We start from the raw sequence: 17,974 nt of genomic DNA on the forward strand, positions 1-17,974 counted from the left end.
TATTGCAACGAATATTGGCTTTTCATATATAAGGGTAATCTTGTGACAACATATACCATTGCACCTTCGATATTGTCTGCCGACTTTGCTCGTCTTGGAGAAGATGTCGACAAAGTATTGGCTGCAGGCGCAGACATCATTCACTTTGATGTGATGGACAATCACTATGTACCTAATCTGACCTTTGGTTCAATGATTTGTAAAGCGCTAAGGGACTATGGAATTACCGCCCCTATTGATGTTCACTTAATGGTTAAGCCGGTCAATGAATTAATCGAACAATTCGCCGATGCCGGAGCGACTTACATTAGTTTTCACCCGGAGGCATCTGATCACATAGACCGTTCGTTACAACTAATTATTGATAAAGGTTGCAAACCAGGATTAGTATTCAACCCCGCGACACCATTGCATTATCTAGATCATGTGATGGACAAACTGCATCACATTCTTCTTATGTCGGTAAACCCTGGGTTCGGCGGGCAATCGTTTATTCCCTCAACCTTAGATAAGCTGCGTTTAGTTAAACAACGTATCATCGAAAGTGGCAAAGATATTCGAATTGAGATTGACGGCGGCGTAAAAGTCGATAATATTCGCGCCATTGCTGAAGCAGGCGCAGACATGTTTGTGGCAGGTTCTGCCATATTCAATCAACCAGATTACAAACAAGTCATTGATCAAATGCGGGCCGAACTTGCAGCCATTCAATCTTGCTAACTCAACATTTTTAGATAAGCAGAATTTCAGGTAATAAATATGACACAAAAACCAATTGTACTTAGCGGCTGTCAGCCATCAGGGCAACTCACCATCGGTAATTACATGGGTGCGCTAAAACAATGGGTTTCCATGCAGGATGATCACGATTGCCTATATATGTTGGTAGATCTTCATGCCATTACCGTTAGACAAGAACCTGAAGCGCTCAATGCAGCCTGCCTTGACGGACTAGCGCTTTATCTAGCCTGTGGTATCGACCCCCAGAAAAGTACTCTTTTTGTCCAGTCTCACGTACCCGAACATGCGCAACTCGCGTGGATATTGAATTGCTATACGCAAATGGGTGAGCTCAATCGCATGACTCAGTTTAAAGACAAGTCTGCGAAAAATGTCAGTAATATTAATGCTGGTCTTTTTACTTATCCTGCACTAATGGCCGGCGACATACTGCTTTATCAAGCAAATCAGGTTCCGGTAGGTGATGATCAAAAGCAACACCTTGAGCTAGCTCGGGATGTGGCTACCCGCATGAACAATATTTATGGGGAATTATTCACTATACCAGAGCCATTTATTCCAGAGTTTGGCGCACGGGTAATGAGCTTGCAAGAGCCTGAAAAGAAGATGTCAAAATCGGACAACAACCCCAATAACTTTATTGGCTTGTTGGAAGAACCCAAGAAGCTAACGAAAAAAATAAAACGTGCCGTAACAGACTCCGACGAGCAGGCGCGTATTTATTTTGATGTGCAAGAAAAACCTGGTGTATCCAATTTATTGTCACTTCTTTCGTGCGCTACCGGCCAGTCAATTTCAGAGCTTGTTCCTCAATATGAAGACAAGATGTACGGCCATCTAAAAGGCGATGTTGCTGAAGCTGTGGTCAATTTGTTAACGCCAATTCAGCAACGCTATCAAGAAATCCGCAATGATCGCAGTTACCTGGACGAGGTCATGCAAAAAGGGGCGCAAAAAGCCAAAGCGCGTGCCGCCCACACGCTCGAAAATGTGTATAAAGCATTGGGATTCATTGCTACACCACGCTAATTAACGTGCCAGGAATACAATCGTGTTGTTGCTAATTGATAATTACGACTCATTTACCCATAACCTGGCGCGCTACTTTTTTGAGCTGAACGTTGAGGTAAAAGTGGTGAGAAATGATGAGCTTACCCTTTTAGAAATAGAAAAACTCAACCCATCTCATATCGTGATTTCCCCCGGACCGTGTACACCTAATGAGGCGGGAATCAGTTTAGCTGTTATCGAACATTTCGCTGGGCAGATTCCCATTTTAGGCGTGTGCCTGGGGCATCAGGCTATCGGCCAGGCTTTCGGTGCGAAGGTTGTGCGCGCTCAGCAAGTGCTGCATGGCAAAGTCTCGGCAATATATCATCGTAGCAGCGGTATCATGACTAACCTTCCTAGCCCGTTCAATGCCACCCGTTATCATTCACTTGTATTGAATCCCGCTTCACTCCCAACGACGCTTCGTGTTGATGCTTGGAGTGAAAATAAAGATGGGATACGGGAAATTATGGCATTGGCGCATACCTCCCTGCCCATCTGGGGCGTACAGTTTCACCCTGAATCGCTGTTAACCGACCATGGGCATACCCTGTTAAATAACTACTTACAACTAGCTTAGCCTTATCGATTCACCGATTTAGAATGTTAAGTAAGTTAAATAAGCTAAACTTTATCTGTGTTTTACTGTTCACAGATAAAGACCGGTAATGATTGAACGACTAACGATGCATAGCGATTTTGGGAAAAAATCTGTTATCCAAAACGTATTATCTCACGCCGGGGTGGATGATCGTTTTGAAAATTTGCTCATCTCTCTTGAACGTGCACAAACTCTTGCAGGTAAAGTCACCCCCGGCGAAGTCAGTTACGAAGAGTCCGAACAAGCGGAAGCGAGACGCGAGCTACTTACCATCGAAAAAATTGCAATAAAAAACCAATCATTGCAAGAGCTTAGCCATGCAACGTTTAAAGGCGCTGTTAATCACGACTTTCACAGATTCCTTTTTTCGGCTATCCGCAAGAGAACAACGAATTTAAGTAAGGTGTGTACACAAAATCTGGGGTTTACTACCAACATTAAATTACTGCTGGAAATTTTGCACCTAGATAGTACTTCACTTACCAAGGTAGAAGAGCAGATAAAGACCCATCCGTGGTTAAGCTATGAAATCATGAAGGTAGTTAATCTTCCCCAATTGCGTAGAAAAGATGCAAAAGGAAATAGTATTCAAGTCGCGTCGATCAGAACGGCATTAAGTTATCTTGGATTGGAAAACTTAAAGCAAGTGGTTCCCTATATGATATTAAAACGCTCGTTGCCTCAAACCACCGATCCCTATCCCGACATTAAAAATCACTTATTCAATTTTGGTGTCTCTAGCGCCGTATGCGCTTCGCTAATCGCACCTTTACAGCGTTTAGATGCAAATGCCGCCTACCTCCTAGGCGCCACCCATGGCATCGGCCGATGCATATTAATCAAGTTGTATTTTCGTCTGTTTGAGTCTACCCGCAATGAACTGATGGAGCAGGCGATAAAAAAGAAACGGGTCGATATCCATAAAGTGCTAGGTAATATAAAACCTTCTCCAAACTACCTCATCGCTTTACAGCAGGAATTTGCAGACAGTGTTACAGTAGATCTACTGACGCACATATCGCCTCGTAAATTGCAATTGAGCCAGAGCTTACACTCACTGAGTACCAAAAATCCTTTACCTATGGGTCGAGTGCTTGCATGGGCAAGAGAATATGCTAAGGTCAGGATGCTACTTCAACATCGCTGTATCGATAGAAAGATGGTAAAAATACATTTGTTAAGTGTTGGTTTTCCACAGGAGGCGGTAGACATTTTAAATCACGCACAGGTGTCAGCGCCTCCATTTAGTCAGACTGCACGATACAATTAAAAAATTTATGGATAATCATTCAACGGTTATCTGTTCGTTAACCTGCAATCCTGAGAAGTACAGTCGGGTGGGATTGTTCTAGCTATACGCCTTTCAGGTGCCCTCAACAAGCTTTGCCTTTGCCATAGCAACCCCTATTTCGCTATAGAAATCCCGTTAAGTTAATGTGCGGCAAAATTGCCTCACGCCTAATTAGATAGTTATGCAGTTAAACTGCAAATTATGCCAAACCCCTTGAATATAAAGGGGTTCAGGTATATTAGAGGGGAGACTTCTGTTCAATTTGCTGGCATAATGCGCAATTAATTTGAACAACTCCGCATTCTCACTTGCAAGTTAAGCAGGGGTGAATGCCAGACTCAGAGGTAATTTAAATGAACGTTACTCGCGCAACTTTTGACGAGGTCATGGTACCTAACTATAACCCCGCTAGCATGGTGCCAGTTCGTGGCGAAGGATCACGGGTGTGGGATCAGGATGGTGCAGAGTACGTCGACTTTGCAGGTGGTATAGCCGTAAATGTGTTGGGCCACTGTCACCCTGAGTTAGTAAATACGTTAGAAGAACAAGGTCGCAAACTGTGGCATTTAAGTAATGTTTTCACTAACGAACCCGCCTTACGTTTAGCTAAGAAGCTAACCGATGCTACTTTTGCTGACCGTGTTTATTTTGCCAACTCTGGTGCAGAATCAAATGAAGCGGCATTAAAACTGGCGCGTCGTTATGCTTTGGATAAGTTTGGTGCAGAAAAAAATCAAATTATTGCCTTTAACAAAGGCTTCCATGGACGTACATTTTTTACTGTCACTGTCGGCGGCCAGGCAGCATATTCTGACGGCTTCGGTCCAAAACCCGGCGCTATTGAACATTGCGACTATAACGATTTAGCAGCTTTTGAAGCGCTCATCTCGGACAAAACCTGCGCCGTTATGATGGAACCTCTGCAAGGCGAAGGCGGCATTATTTCGCCAGAGCCTGAGTTTGTAAAAGGGGTTCGTGAACTTTGTGATAAGCAAAATGCTCTGTTAATTTTTGACGAAGTACAATCGGGTGTGGGTCGCACCGGTCACCTTTATGCTTATATGGATCTTGGTGTCACACCTGATATTTTGACAACGGCAAAGGCCCTTGGTGGTGGCTTCCCAATTGGCGCCATGCTAACGACTAAAGAAATCGCTGAGTCACTTAAACCAGGTACGCACGGAAGTACGTACGGCGGTAACCCATTGGCGTGTGCCGTAGCAGAAAAAGTAGTGGATATCGTCAATGACGAGGCGGTATTGAAAGGCGTGCTTGCTAAAGAAGAATTATTCCGTTCGTTACTGAATGACATCAACAAAAAATACCCGTTCTTTGAAGAAGTTCGTGGTAAAGGCCTGTTGCTCGGCTGTGCACTAAATGAAAAGTTCCATGGTAAAGCCCGTGATTTCTTAAACGCGGCGACGCAAGAAAAATTAATGTGCCTGGTCGCAGGTGCTAACGTTGTTCGTTTTGCTCCATCACTCGTTATCAGCGAAGAAGACATCAGAGAAGGTATGGCACGTTTTGAACGCGCCGTAGCTGCTGTTGTTAATGCTGATTAATACAACTGAAGTCGAGCAAGCGGACATGAGAATTATTCGCCCAATCACATCAGCTGATTATGATGCGCTATATGCCATCGCTGAAGAGTCAGGTATCGGTTTTACATCGTTACCTGTTTGTCAGGAATTATTGGAAAACAAAATAAAGCGTGCGGAAGATGCATTTGCATCAAACCCAACTGAACCTGGTGGTGAATCGTATCTATTCGTTATGGAAGATACCAATACCGGAGAAGTAGTTGGGACCACGGGTATTGAATCTGCGGTAGGGCTAGATGACGCTTTTTATCACTATCATCTGGGTAAGGTTGTGCATTCGTCTCGTGAGTTAGATATCCACAATACAGTAGATATTTTAACGCTTTGTAACGACTACACCGGCGTTACCGAAATATGTACCTTGTTCCTTCGTGAAAAGGCGCGCGGTGGTATTAGCGGGCGATTTCTGTCAAAGGTCCGTTTTTTATTCATGATGGAACACCGTGAGCGGTTTGCAGAAACGGTCATTGCTGAAATGCGGGGCGTGTGTGATGAAGACGGTGCTTCGCCATTCTGGGAATGGTTAGAAGAGCATTTTTTCTCAATGGACTTTCCCACCGCAGATTACCTTTCAGGCATTGGGAACAAAGAGTTCATTGCTGAACTGATGCCTAAGCACCCGGTGTATGTTAGCTTATTAAGTGAAAAAGCCCAGCAAGTGATAGGTCAAGTGCACGAGAAGACACGGCCGGCCTTACGCATGCTTGAAGAAGAAGGCTTTAGCTGTAGGGGTTATGTGGATATTTTTGATGCAGGCCCAACGGTAGAAGCAAACTTAAGCAGCATTCGCACCGCCTTAGCCAGTCGGAAAATGCCGGTTGTTATCGACGATCAAACAGCTGCTCAAGGGCAAACACACTATATTATTAATACTTCTGTGCAAAATTTCCGCGCAGTAGCAACTGAAATGGCAGTGAGTGAAGAACAGCAAGTGGTCGCTATCTCAAGACACACCGCTGCAATGTTAAATATCTGCGAAGGGGACGCAGTGCGCTTCGCCCCCGTTCAGTTCAGAGACTAATTACAGGAATTTACATGCAAACAACACACTATATTAATGGTGAGTGGTTAGCTGGCGAAGGCCACGACATTAAATCCATTGATCCAGCCAAAAACGAAGTTATCTGGGACGGCAAATCTGCCTCCTCCGCGCAAGTGGATGCCGCTATTCTAGCTGCTCGTAAGGCCTCAGTTGCCTGGGCAATGAAAACGCCTGAGGAACGTTTGGTGGTAATCAAACGTTTTGGTGAGCTATTAGAAAAGAATAAACCCCATTTAACCAAAGTCATTGCCAAAGAAACCGGCAAGCCTGAGTGGGAAACAGCCACCGAAGTAGGCGCGATGATGGGTAAAATTGGAATATCGGAGCGTGCGTATAATGAACGCACTGGTACGGTAGAAAACCCAATGCCAGTTGGGCAGGCGTTTATTCGCCACAAGCCTCACGGCGTGGTCGCTGTATTTGGCCCTTATAATTTCCCTGGCCATCTGCCAAATGGGCATATCGTTCCTGCGCTACTTGCTGGTAATACAGTGGTATTTAAACCATCAGATCTTACCCCTTTGGTTGCACAGGAAACGGTAAAACTATGGGACGAAGCAGGTTTACCGGCGGGTGTCCTTAACCTTGTTCAGGGTGAAGTTGAAACAGGTAAGGCGCTTGCTAGCCATGATGGTCTGGATGGATTGTTTTTCACGGGTAGTTCTCGGACCGGTAAATTACTGCACGAACAGTTCGCAGGGCATCCGGGTAAGATTCTTGCGCTTGAGATGGGCGGTAACAATCCACTTATCGTTAAAGATGTAGCAGATACTGATGCCGCTGTACACGATATCGTTCAATCTGCATTTGTCACCTCTGGTCAACGCTGCACGTGTGCACGTAAGCTCTTCGTGCCTGCGGGCGAAAAAGGAGATGCATTGGTTACCCGCTTAGTTGAAGTGACCAAGAACATCAAAGTGGGCGAATATGATGCGGCAGAACAGCCTTTCATGGGTGCGATGATTTCCGCAAATGCAGCGAGCATGATGGTTAGTGCCCAACAAGAATTGGAAAACTTAGGTGGAAATGTACTAGTTCGTATGGAACAGCAAGATACTGCCAAAGGTTTCGTAACCCCAGGTATTATTGATGTAACCTGTATGCTGGATAAAATGCCTGATGAAGAGCACTTTGGTCCATTGCTAAAAATCATTCGTTACGATGATTTTGATACAGCGATTAGTGAAGCAAATAATACGCGATTTGGCTTATCTGCGGGCTTTATCGGTGACAGTGAAGAAGATTATCGTTATTTCTTCGCCCGTATTCGTGCTGGCATTGTCAATTGGAACCGTCCTATTACAGGGGCAAGCAGCGCGGCGCCGTTTGGCGGTATAGGTGAAAGTGGCAACCATCGTGCCAGCGCGTACTATGCAGCGGACTACTGCGCCTACCCTGTAGCTTCAGTCGAGTTAGAGAAAGTGACGCTTCCGGGTCAGCTAAGCCCTGGCCTCTCACTATAACGCCTTAGCAGGACTTAATATTAATGCATACCAATATTGATACCTTGTATGACAACTTGTGGCAAGATTATGTTGCCATTACACCTTCTGCGCATAAAGTTCATGCACTGTTGAAACATGAAGAACATAGCAGCGAGATTGTGAACGATCATGTTGCGTTTCGTACTTTTAATCTGGAAAAGACGTCTTTAGACAAATTAGCCGCGCATTTTTTGGCGTTAGGTTATGCAGAAAAAGGTAGCTATGATTTTGAAGCGAAGAAATTAGACGCTCGCCACTTTGAACACCCGGATACAACCAAACCAAAGGTGTTCATCAGCGAATTACGCGTTCAAGATCTCACTGAACAATCACAGGCCATCATTAATAAGCTGGTTGCGCAAATGGATGCGCAAGCTGTGAAAAATGAAGATTTTCTTTATTCAGGCCGCCATTGGGAACTGACTAAAGAAGAGTATGAAACCCTGCTTGAAGAATCTGAATACGCGGCCTGGTTAGCTGCGTGGGGTTTCCGCGCCAATCATTTTACTGTTAGTGTAAATCATTTGCATCACATTGATACGTTAGCGGAAGTGAACGCTGAACTAAAAGAAGCAGGCTTCCCCCTAAATACAGTAGGTGGAGAGATTAAAGGCGGTGAAAGTGTATTCTTAGCACAATCATCGATTATGGCTGACCGCCAAGTAGTTCAATTCGGCAGCGAAGAGAAAGAAATTCCAAGCTGTTTCTACGAATTTGCCCAACGTTACAACATGCCCAACGGCGAGTTGTATCAAGGTTTTGTAGCCGAATCAGCTGACAAGATATTCGAAAGTACAAACTCAAAATAATCTAAAAGGCTCCGCGAGGAGCCTTTTTTATTTATGAATCGATTTTTTTCGCTCTGACAACTCTACCTTATTCCTTAGACGCTAACATTTTTGGCCTTGTTAAAACACACCACTAGCCAGTATATTAAACATACGAGCTAAAAGGATGGTCATGCGCCGGGCGCTCACTGTTTTGTATGTTTCATTATTTTATATCCATAGACTGGGTAATATTAGCCCAGTCTATGGATATAAGCGTGTTGGTTGAAGAGCAGAAAATTGCACAATAGAGCCAATTGAGTGTACTGCAAATACCATTTTGCTTAATAACTCCCAGGCATGCTAATCGATAGATTTATTTTTATGTAGATGACGTTGCCTGAACGCGTAATGCCTATGCAACTCAATGGTTAAAGAGCGTTTCAACAACGCTGATATAACTCTAAAGTTGGGTAAATATAACTAAGCAAGTGACCGCTATGAAATTATTTATACTATTTCAAATAATAGTGGCGCATTGGTTGAAAGTAAGCTTAAGTCATCGGATTAGCATTACTTAAGCGTATTTAAGTTCGGCGCAATATGGAATTATATTAATGATGAAAACATACCACGGCGGCTGCCACTGCAAACGGGTTCAATTCGACGTTACCTGTGAACAAAAAGTCGATGTTGACGCATGTAACTGCTCTATTTGTCAGAAAACAGGTTTTCTACATCTAATCGTTCCTATTAACCAATTTAAATTGAACACGAGTTGGGATAATTTAAACTGCTACACCTTTAATACGCATGTCGCTAAACATTATTTTTGTAATTACTGTGGAATCAAATCGTTTTATATTCCGCGTTCAAACCCTAATGGAATTAGTGTTAATGCACGCTGTTTAGAAGGCGAGCCCCCCGAATTTGCTATTAGCGAATTCAATGGGCAGGAATGGGAAAAACATGCGCATAAACTAGCGCACAAAGCATAACAAAATGTAATAAAGGAAATTAAATGCATACACCCGAAAAGGAAAAAATGAATGATATACAAGCAGTACGTCGGTTTATCGAACAAAATGGGTTTGCGCTGCTGGCATCGCCTACTTTAGACGCTACCCATTTACCACTGCAAATTGCACCGGAAGAAGGAAAGCTTGGAACGCTATATGGACATATTTCAAGGGCGAATATACAAAGCAAATTTGGTGATGGTGACGAAGTACTCGCCGTATTTACCGGTCCGCATAGTTATATTTCCCCTACTTGGTATGATGCTTCACCAGTCGCTGTACCCACCTGGAACTACGCCGCAGTGCATTGTCTTGGCCACCTTAAGCAATTACACGAAGAAGAGACGCTGCGCCAGGTGAAACAATTGATTGCACAGTATGAGCCTAGGTTACTCAATGACCATGAACGTATGCCTGAACACTATATACAAGGTTTATTAAAAGGCATTATTGGCTTCAAAATAATTATTAGTCGTATTGACGCCCGAGAGAAGCTAGGTCAACACAGGAATCAAGCAGACCAAGCCGGTGTGTTTCGTTCGCTTCGAATGAGTAACAATAGTGACGCTACAGCTTTGGCTAACTATATGAGCGAGCGAAACGTAGGCACGGGCGAGGATTAAATGAAGACGATTGGCTTGATAGGAGGAATGAGCTGGGAAAGTACCGCCAGTTACTACCGGTTAATCAACACTTTGGTCAAACAAAAACTGGGCGGCTTACATTCAGCACAGATTGTTGTGGTCAGTGTTGACTTTGCTGTAATTGAGTCGTGTCAGCAAAAGGGTGATTGGGAAAAAGCAGGAGGATTACTCGCTAAAGCGGCTCAACAAATTCAAGCTGCAGGGGCTGATTTCCTGATTCTTTGCACTAATACAATGCATTGTGTATCAGCAGCCATAGAAGACGCCGTATCTATTCCCATGTTACATATTGCCGATGCCACCGGTATCAAGCTTAAAAAGCAAGGACTCACCACTGTAGGTTTATTGGGAACAGCATTCACTATGCAACAACCGTTTTATAAAGACCGACTAAAAAATCAGTTTGGCCTTGATGTGCTCATTCCCAACGCGCGTGATCAAGAATTGGTTCACCGCGTAATTTTTAATGAGCTATGTCAGGGGAAATTCAATAACCAATCTAAGCAATCCTATCTACGTATTCTCGAACAACTTCATCAAGAGGGGGCTGAAGGAATTATCTTAGGTTGCACTGAAATTGGTCTGTTAATTGAGCAGGAGGACACCGAAGTACCATTATTTGATACCGCACAACTTCACGCGGAATTTGCTGTTGATGAGGCCCTAAAGAAAGTTTAACAATCCTTTTCGCTTTCCTTCCTTATTCAAAACGCATTTTTTATGCGTACAGATATAAAATTCATTTTTAAAAGCCGTATGTAAGCTGATTTGTTTGAAGGCTCATATGTAAATACTAAAAGTTGCTACTGCACGGCAATTATTAACTCCCCACAAAAGCGTCAATTCGCGCATTCTTTCTCGTTTGTTGAAGGTGATATTCGCCGATAGCGTAAGTCCTTAAGTCACATAATTAAGATTTACTACTATGTTCATGTTCCATAGGGCGAAACATGTAAATCCTATTTTTTACTCGTTTTCACCTTGGTGTGATTAAGAAATTTTTACCAATATTCATGCATGTCAGTTTTCTATACACCAAGATTGACCGCAAAACAGGGGCGTAAACCTTAGTACGTCACACAGTTAAAGCATTTATGCGCAGCGATACCCTACGTCCTGATGATTTTAATGTCAGTTTTTTTTACAAAAAAGCAACATGCGATTTTGTTCAGATTTTAACCACCTTAAAAATAAGGGATAAATTTCATGGCATAAATGATGCTCTATGATTAAAAACTAAGCAACATTAAAGTTTTGCAGTAGATCGTTTAAGTAATTATAAGAATTAACGTTGGAACTAGAATCAGACGGGACAGGAGATAGGAATGAATTCTAAATTTACTAAATTAATTGGCGCTGTAGGTATTTTGTTGTGCGCCGGACACGCAGGTGCAAGCGCTATTATCACTGACGGCAATATTTCACTCGGTGTTGATGATTTCGGCCAGCTCAACATAGGTGGAGGCGTTGCTGACGTAGCGGGTGAAACATTTGTCGGCATGCGTTACATTGATACAGCGACAGGTTCTCAATATGAATCAACCTCCCATGGCTGTTATTGCGAAGGCTGGGGTGTAGGTATTGTTGAAACAAGCGAATCTGGCTTTATCAATAATTCCGCGGGTGGGGGTGGTTTAGTACTTGACAGTTTTGTTTCAACTGCTACTACCGCTACTTCTGTTGTATCAAGCGCTAGTCTGCAGGTTACTCATGCTTTCGAATTGGCAACTGAAACAGACAATCTATATCGCGTTACCGTGTCAATTGAAAATACGACGGCGACGGATATTGACAACCTGCGATATCGCAGAACCTTTGATTGGGACACCTCACCGACGCCATTTAATGAGTTTGTCACAATAGGTGGCACTGCCGCCGCGACATCTGTTATTGGTGCTACTGATGATGGTTTCTGTAGTTCCGACCCCTTCAGTTTTTGCGGTACAATAGAAGCGGGTGCTAGCGGTGATTTTGATGCGTCAGGGCCCAATGACCATGGCGCTAACTTTGATTTTGACTTCGGTGCGTTAGCGGCGGGCGACACGTTTGAGTTCGAAATCTTTTACGGTGGTGCAATTGGGGAAGCGGCTGCATTGACTTCACTCGGTTTAGTAGGCGCAGAGGCCTACTCGTTCGGTTGGTCTGGTGACGATACCAATCAAGATGGCTTTATTGATGAAACTACTGACTTGGCACCTACTTTCATTTTCGGTTTTGCAGGTGTTGGAGGAGTATCTTTACCCCCTCATTCTGATGTAGACGAACCAGCCGTTTTTGCTATGTTCGGTCTCGCTGCGTTTGTATTAATGAGACTTCGTCGTAAAGCTTAAACTCGACAGTTGCCAATTAAACTCAACAGCAATAAGCCGGCATACCCCGGCTTATTGCTGTTTTTTTGTATTAAAAATATTCTATATTTAGCAATGTGATATTTTATTAAAATAAGGATTCGTTATGTGTCGAGAAGTGATTTTAAAACTATGTCTGACAGTGTTAACGATAGCCATGGGTATAACAGCCGCCGCGGCGCAAACTCACTCGCAAAAGCAAGATTGGACAGTGGTGTGTGACGATGAATGTGTTGCGACCCAACAACTTGAAAACCCTAAAAATAAACTTAAATTTACAGCAGTGATCAGCGCCATTAAAAATAATAATCAGGTTGTGCTTAGGGTAATCTTCCCTCTTGGCGTTTATCTACCGCCCGGCATAGCTTTTAAAATAGGCGAATATGAACAAACACACCCAATGACGGTGTGCATGAAAAATGGATGCTCAGTTATGGCCCCGCTTACAGATGAATTAGAAAAGCACATGCGTGCTCAGGATACTTTGCTCATTCGATATTTTTCTACGCAAGATCAGGAAAATGAAATAAGTCTTTCAATGAAAGGTATCGCCAATACATTGGATATGTTGAAGTAACAATTACCTCAGATGCAGGCGGCATTCGCCACCATGACGGGATACGCTGCCAACGAAGAAAGTACTTCGTCACCCCGGAAGGGCGAAAAAAGTACTTCGTCATCCCGGAAGCGCGAAAAAAAAGTACTTCGTCATCCCGGAAGGGCGAAAAAAAGTACTTCGTCATCCCGGAAGGGCGACGCCCTATCCGGGACCTCCAAAAACAACACTTTACTTTTGCATCAACTAAGCGAGTTAGGAGATGACGGCATTCGCCACCATGACGGGATACGCTGCCCACGAAGAAAGTACCCCGTCGTCCCGGAAGGGCGAAAAAAGTACTTCGTCATCCCGGAAGGGCAAAGCCCTATCCGGGACCTCCAAAAACAACACTTTATCTTTGCATCAACTAAGCGAGTTAGGAGATGGCGGCATTCGCCACCATGACGGGATACGCTGCCAACGAAGAAAGTACCCCGTCGTCCCGGAAGGGCGAAAAAAGTACTTCGTCATCCCGGAAGGGCGACGCCCTATCCGGGACCTCCAAAAACAACACTTTACTTTTGCATCAACTAAGCGAGTTAGGAGATGGCGGCATTCGCCACCATGACGGGATACGCTGCCCACGAAGAAAGTACCCCATCGTCCCGGAAGGGCGAAAAAAGTACTTCCTCATCCCGGAAGGGCGAAAAAAAATACTTCGTCATCCCGGAAGGGCAAAGCCCTATCCGGGACCTCCAAAAACAACACTTTACCTTTGCATCAACTAAGCGAGTTAGGAGATGGCGGCATTCGCCACCATACCGCTTTTCGATACCACACAAATTCATACCAAATACGCCGTAAAAGAGGCGCTTAAATAAAACCGCTCACCCCTACTCGTTAAATCAAATTTTGTCTCTCTATTCTATTGCAAGCGTTCTTTTTTTATTCTAAACCTAAAGAGTACGAAAGAATCGTAAGGCAAAAAGAACGCATGAACCTGAATCTAATTATTACTTCTGTCGCCGTAATGTGTGTGCTTACAGTGAGGGCAGAAGATGATAACGTGCAACATCACACTAAATTCACCAAACTAGGTGAAGGAAAAATCACGCAATACGTTGGTCGTGATATTCATCACCATGTTCGAGCGGGCGACTTAGAAAGTAAAATCGCTTTATTTGAAGAAACCTTGCCACCAAAATCATTAGGCGCCCCACCTCATCGGCACGATAATGAAGACGAAATCTTTATCGTACTAAAAGGAACAGTTCACTTTTTAAATAAAGACAAAGAGATAAAAGGTGATGCCGGTACTATCGCCGCTTTGCCCCGCGGGCATCTGCATGGATTCTGGAATCCGTATGATGAGCCAGCTCATCTGTTAGTCGTAGTGACCCCTGGCCATTTCGAGAAGTTTTTCGAAGCCGTAGAAACCGCCATGCAGAACGCTCCTAACGCAACACCAGAACAAATCGGAGCTATCATTGCTCAGGAAACAGCAAACATGAATGTTCACGTAGATATGAGCAAGCTGCCAGCGTCCGCGAGAGAGCTTTTAGCGCCCTCAGAAAATTGACTTGTTATCAAAACTCACGGGGACCCCACCGCAATATCAGCCTATGCGGGGTATTAATATCTACTAGCCAATAATTACAAACTATATGGCTATTGCTCTCACTGCAGCCTCAATAGTTCGTCCACTCTCAATGTTTTTGAAGGTTTTGCATGAGCTAATATACATTGACGTTAGTGGTATCACACTCAGGATATCCCGTTGGATTTGTAAGGAGGCATTGTGTTTTGTAAGCCTCACTTCAGTGGAAAAAAAGGTTTTCGTTATGGGATGTGAAATTTAGGGCGCACCGATTTAAGAAATTACTAACCTGCTGTTCGGTATACAAATCGCCTTTCCCCGGCTGGTTGTGCGCCAAAGGAGGAAACACACCATAGCCACTTAACAAGCAATTCCACGATACAGCGTCGAAATGGTGCTGTATCTGTTGGCGCTGTACTTCAGCCTCTAAATCCCCTTTTTTAAACCATGTATCCAGTATGCCTGCAAGAGAAGCAGAAATGGTATTAATATCCCTACCTGCCCGCCAATATTCTGAGTCGTGACGGCTGTTAAGTTTATAATGCGCCACAATGTAATCTCTGACTCGTTCAAAACGGTGGGTAATCGAATGGTTAAATTCAGGTTGTTTGCTGTCGTCCAGATAGTTTCCCTTCACATTGGTTAAGAATGATTCCAACGTTATTTGTACGAGATGCAATGCGGTGGCCTCCAATGGTTCGATGAATCCTTGCGATAAACCGACGGCCAGACAGTTTTTTACCCAGTGGCGCTCACGTTGACCTACGCGCATGGAGAGTTTCCTTGCTTCAACATCTGCGTCGAGTAAGCCTAAATGACGTCTTAGTTCAGTTTCTGCTGAATCATGATCGGTGAAATCTGAACTGTAAACATAGCCGTTACCATTTCGATTAATTAACGGGATCTTCCAACACCACCCATTACTTAACGCCGTTGCTAGCGTTTCCGGTTTAAAAGAATCCATTTGTGGGGTGGGCATAACGACTGCGCTGTCGTTAAACAAGTTTTGTTTAAAGCTAGTAAACGGTTCGTTCAACGTTTGACCTATTAATAGCCCTCTGAAGCCACTCGCATCAATAAAGAAATCAGCGTGTACGGGTTCACCGCTATCCAAAATCACACTATCTATATCACCTGATTCATCAACTTTCACCTCGACAACTTTGGCTTGTTTGTGAACAACGCCCTGCCCCTTAGCGTGTTTAGAAAGAAAGTTGGCAAGCAACATCGCATCAAAATGATATCCATATTCTATAATAAACGGAAAATTCTCGGGTGTAGTTGGCCCTTTACCTTGATTACTTAGCACGCCGTTTATTAAGAAATCTTCGGGCTTTGTATGGGTATCTAACCCTAACCGCCGAGTGCGGCTATTGACCAGAAATGCGCGTTTAGTAAACGTATCTACCTGAGACGTAAAAGGGTGACAGTATTCGTCAATACCGTTGCCGGGGCTCCAGTCGCGAAACCGTATATTTAATTTATAAGTGGCATTACATTGGGGCATCCATTGCGAATCGGCGATACCAAGGGTAGCAAAAAAACGCTTTAAAGTGGGCGTAGAGCCTTCTCCCACCCCGATTGTATTAATATCGGGAGACTCTATCAGGCTGACGGTGACATTGGCCTGATTAAGCCGATGCGCTAGCAAATTAGCGGCTATCCAACCGGCGGTGCCGCCGCCAACAATAACGACGTGCTTCAATTCTTTCATCTTATAACCGACAGAATTTTTTTAAGAAATCATCATGGGAGGGTAATTGAGCGATGGGCTCGTCCTTTATTCGCTTTATGCTCGCCAATGTGCCAAATAATTTTTCTTCACTAAATGAACCGGCTATAGGATGGTGGTCTTTTGGGTTAATGCCCTGCCCCAGCATGACTTGTAGCCAGGAAGTTTCAAGAAATAAGTCATCTTGTTCTCTGAAAAGCTGGCCATTTTGCCGAAACAATTCAATTTTTTGGGTTAGTGAATCTGGCACGGGAAGATTGCGCATGTCACGCCAGAAGCGTGAATCAACCCTCTCATTAACGTGATAGTGAAGAATCAGAAAGTCTCGTATTTGTTCAAACTCAAGTTTAGATTGTTTGTTGTACTCTGCGATTTGACTATGATTCACTCCATGGTGGGGGAACATTCGCGCGAGTCTTACAATCGCTGACTGAATAAGATGTATACTTGTTGATTCTAATGGTTCAAGAAAACCCGACGATAACCCTACCGCTATCACATTGCGATCCCACTGCTTGCGTCTACGGCCTGTTCGAAAACGAATAACCTTAGGGTCCGCTAATGGTTTTGTGTCTAAATTGGCCATTAATGTATGATGTGCTTCATCATCGCTGCAATAACTGCTACTATACACTAGGCCATTGCCGTTTCGATGCTGAAGAGGTATACGCCACTGCCAGCCTGATGCATGTGCTATTGAACGGGTGTAAGGTAAAGTATGCTCAAGTCGTTCTGAAGGTACCGCTATGGCGCTATCGCAAGGTAAAAAGTGGCTCCAGTCATCAAATCCAGTACCGAGCTGCTCTTGAATTAGCAGTGCTTTGAAACCGCTACAATCAATGAATAAGTCACCATCGATACGTTGACCATCTTCCAGTTCAAGGGATTTGATAAACCCAGTTTGCGTATGCTGCTGCACCGTCTTAACCAACCCTTCCGTTCTTTTAACCCCCATCATTTCACTTAAATCACGTAAATAGGCGGCATATAGACTTGCATCAAAATGGTAAGCATAGGGTAAATCGAGAATAGGATCTTTCGCATTTATTTGCGCAAACTTGCCTTCCTTCGCGCATAGGTAATTCAGATCGTAATCCCATATATTAAGCTTATGTCCCATAGCTTGTGCGCGATGAACAAGATGGTGAAAGTGGCAAAACGCCATACTTTTACCTGGCACCCCAAAAGTATGAAAATAAGATTCGCCTTGAACGCGCCAGTTTTCAAACTTTATTGCCAACTTAATTGAGCCTTTGGTTTTTTTAAGAAAATCCGACTCATTAATGCCCAAAACGGAATTGACGATTTTTATTGGCGGTATCGTCGCTTCTCCCACTCCTATCGGACCAATAGCGTCGGATTCAACTAACTCGATATCGATGGCCGAGCCGATGATTTTTTTCAACAATGCGGCCGACATCCAGCCGGCGGTCCCGCCTCCAAGGATGACTACTTTTTTAATTAACTCGTTCATTGCGCTTATTAGTTGCCGTTGTAGAAGGGTTATATTAACAAGACT

Annotated in this window: 16 protein-coding genes; 14 read left to right on the forward strand and 2 right to left on the reverse strand. The window is 43.9% G+C overall.

What is annotated here, in order from left to right:
• The first annotated feature begins 42 nt into the window (after positions 1-42).
• The 14 genes from rpe (at position 43) to OPS28_RS03890 (ending at position 14,705) form a co-directional block, all read left to right on the forward strand.
• On the forward strand, positions 43-720 hold the full coding sequence (rpe, locus tag OPS28_RS03825) for a ribulose-phosphate 3-epimerase (protein ID WP_265608128.1): 678 nt from the start codon (positions 43-45) through the stop codon (positions 718-720).
• 39 nt (positions 721-759) lie between these two features.
• Positions 760-1,770: a tryptophan--tRNA ligase gene (gene trpS, locus OPS28_RS03830; RefSeq protein WP_265608129.1), complete on the forward strand. Its 1,011-nt coding sequence runs from the start codon at positions 760-762 to the stop codon at positions 1,768-1,770.
• Between the two features lie 22 nt (positions 1,771-1,792).
• Entirely contained in the window at positions 1,793-2,371 is a 579-nt protein-coding gene (locus OPS28_RS03835) for an anthranilate synthase component II (protein ID WP_265608130.1), read from the forward strand.
• Between the two features lie 88 nt (positions 2,372-2,459).
• On the forward strand, positions 2,460-3,662 hold the full coding sequence (locus OPS28_RS03840) for an HDOD domain-containing protein (RefSeq protein WP_265608131.1): 1,203 nt from the start codon (positions 2,460-2,462) through the stop codon (positions 3,660-3,662).
• Positions 3,663-4,036: 374 nt separating this feature from the next.
• A complete protein-coding gene (locus OPS28_RS03845; RefSeq protein WP_265608132.1) occupies positions 4,037-5,245 on the forward strand; it encodes an aspartate aminotransferase family protein in 1,209 nt (402 codons plus the stop codon).
• Positions 5,246-5,270: 25 nt separating this feature from the next.
• A complete protein-coding gene (astA, locus tag OPS28_RS03850) occupies positions 5,271-6,305 on the forward strand; it encodes an arginine N-succinyltransferase (protein WP_265608374.1) in 1,035 nt (344 codons plus the stop codon).
• Positions 6,306-6,319: 14 nt separating this feature from the next.
• Positions 6,320-7,789, forward strand: coding sequence for a succinylglutamate-semialdehyde dehydrogenase (gene astD / locus OPS28_RS03855; RefSeq protein ID WP_265608133.1), 1,470 nt, complete (start codon positions 6,320-6,322; stop codon positions 7,787-7,789).
• 23 nt (positions 7,790-7,812) lie between these two features.
• Positions 7,813-8,619, forward strand: coding sequence for a DUF1338 domain-containing protein (locus OPS28_RS03860; protein ID WP_265608134.1), 807 nt, complete (start codon positions 7,813-7,815; stop codon positions 8,617-8,619).
• 575 nt (positions 8,620-9,194) lie between these two features.
• A complete protein-coding gene (locus OPS28_RS03865) occupies positions 9,195-9,575 on the forward strand; it encodes a GFA family protein (RefSeq protein ID WP_265608135.1) in 381 nt (126 codons plus the stop codon).
• Between the two features lie 23 nt (positions 9,576-9,598).
• Complete coding sequence (locus OPS28_RS03870; RefSeq protein ID WP_265608136.1) at positions 9,599-10,219, forward strand: FMN-binding negative transcriptional regulator; 621 nt, start codon at positions 9,599-9,601, stop codon at positions 10,217-10,219.
• Entirely contained in the window at positions 10,220-10,918 is a 699-nt protein-coding gene (locus OPS28_RS03875) for an aspartate/glutamate racemase family protein (RefSeq protein WP_265608137.1), read from the forward strand. It begins immediately after the preceding gene.
• Positions 10,919-11,565: 647 nt separating this feature from the next.
• Positions 11,566-12,570, forward strand: coding sequence for a hypothetical protein (locus OPS28_RS03880; protein WP_265608138.1), 1,005 nt, complete (start codon positions 11,566-11,568; stop codon positions 12,568-12,570).
• Between the two features lie 124 nt (positions 12,571-12,694).
• The gene (locus OPS28_RS03885) at positions 12,695-13,165 is read left to right on the forward strand and encodes an invasion associated locus B family protein (RefSeq protein WP_265608139.1); all 471 of its coding nucleotides are present in this window, start codon (positions 12,695-12,697) and stop codon (positions 13,163-13,165) included.
• A 955-nt stretch (positions 13,166-14,120) separates the two neighbouring features.
• Entirely contained in the window at positions 14,121-14,705 is a 585-nt protein-coding gene (locus OPS28_RS03890) for a cupin domain-containing protein (RefSeq protein WP_265608140.1), read from the forward strand.
• Positions 14,706-14,943: 238 nt separating this feature from the next.
• Here the strand turns inward: OPS28_RS03890 and OPS28_RS03895 are convergent, their stop codons facing one another.
• Positions 14,944-16,437 carry a tryptophan halogenase family protein gene (locus tag OPS28_RS03895; protein WP_265608141.1) on the reverse strand — a complete coding sequence of 498 codons (1,494 nt, stop codon included), beginning with the start codon at positions 16,435-16,437 and terminating at the stop codon, positions 14,944-14,946.
• Between the two features lies 1 nt (position 16,438).
• The gene (locus OPS28_RS03900) at positions 16,439-17,929 is read right to left on the reverse strand and encodes a tryptophan halogenase family protein (protein WP_265608142.1); all 1,491 of its coding nucleotides are present in this window, start codon (positions 17,927-17,929) and stop codon (positions 16,439-16,441) included.
• Between the last annotated feature and the right edge of the window lie 45 nt (positions 17,930-17,974).

This window comes from Alteromonas sp. ASW11-130 (genome assembly GCF_026183735.1).
Classification (GTDB): domain Bacteria; phylum Pseudomonadota; class Gammaproteobacteria; order Enterobacterales; family Alteromonadaceae; genus Alteromonas.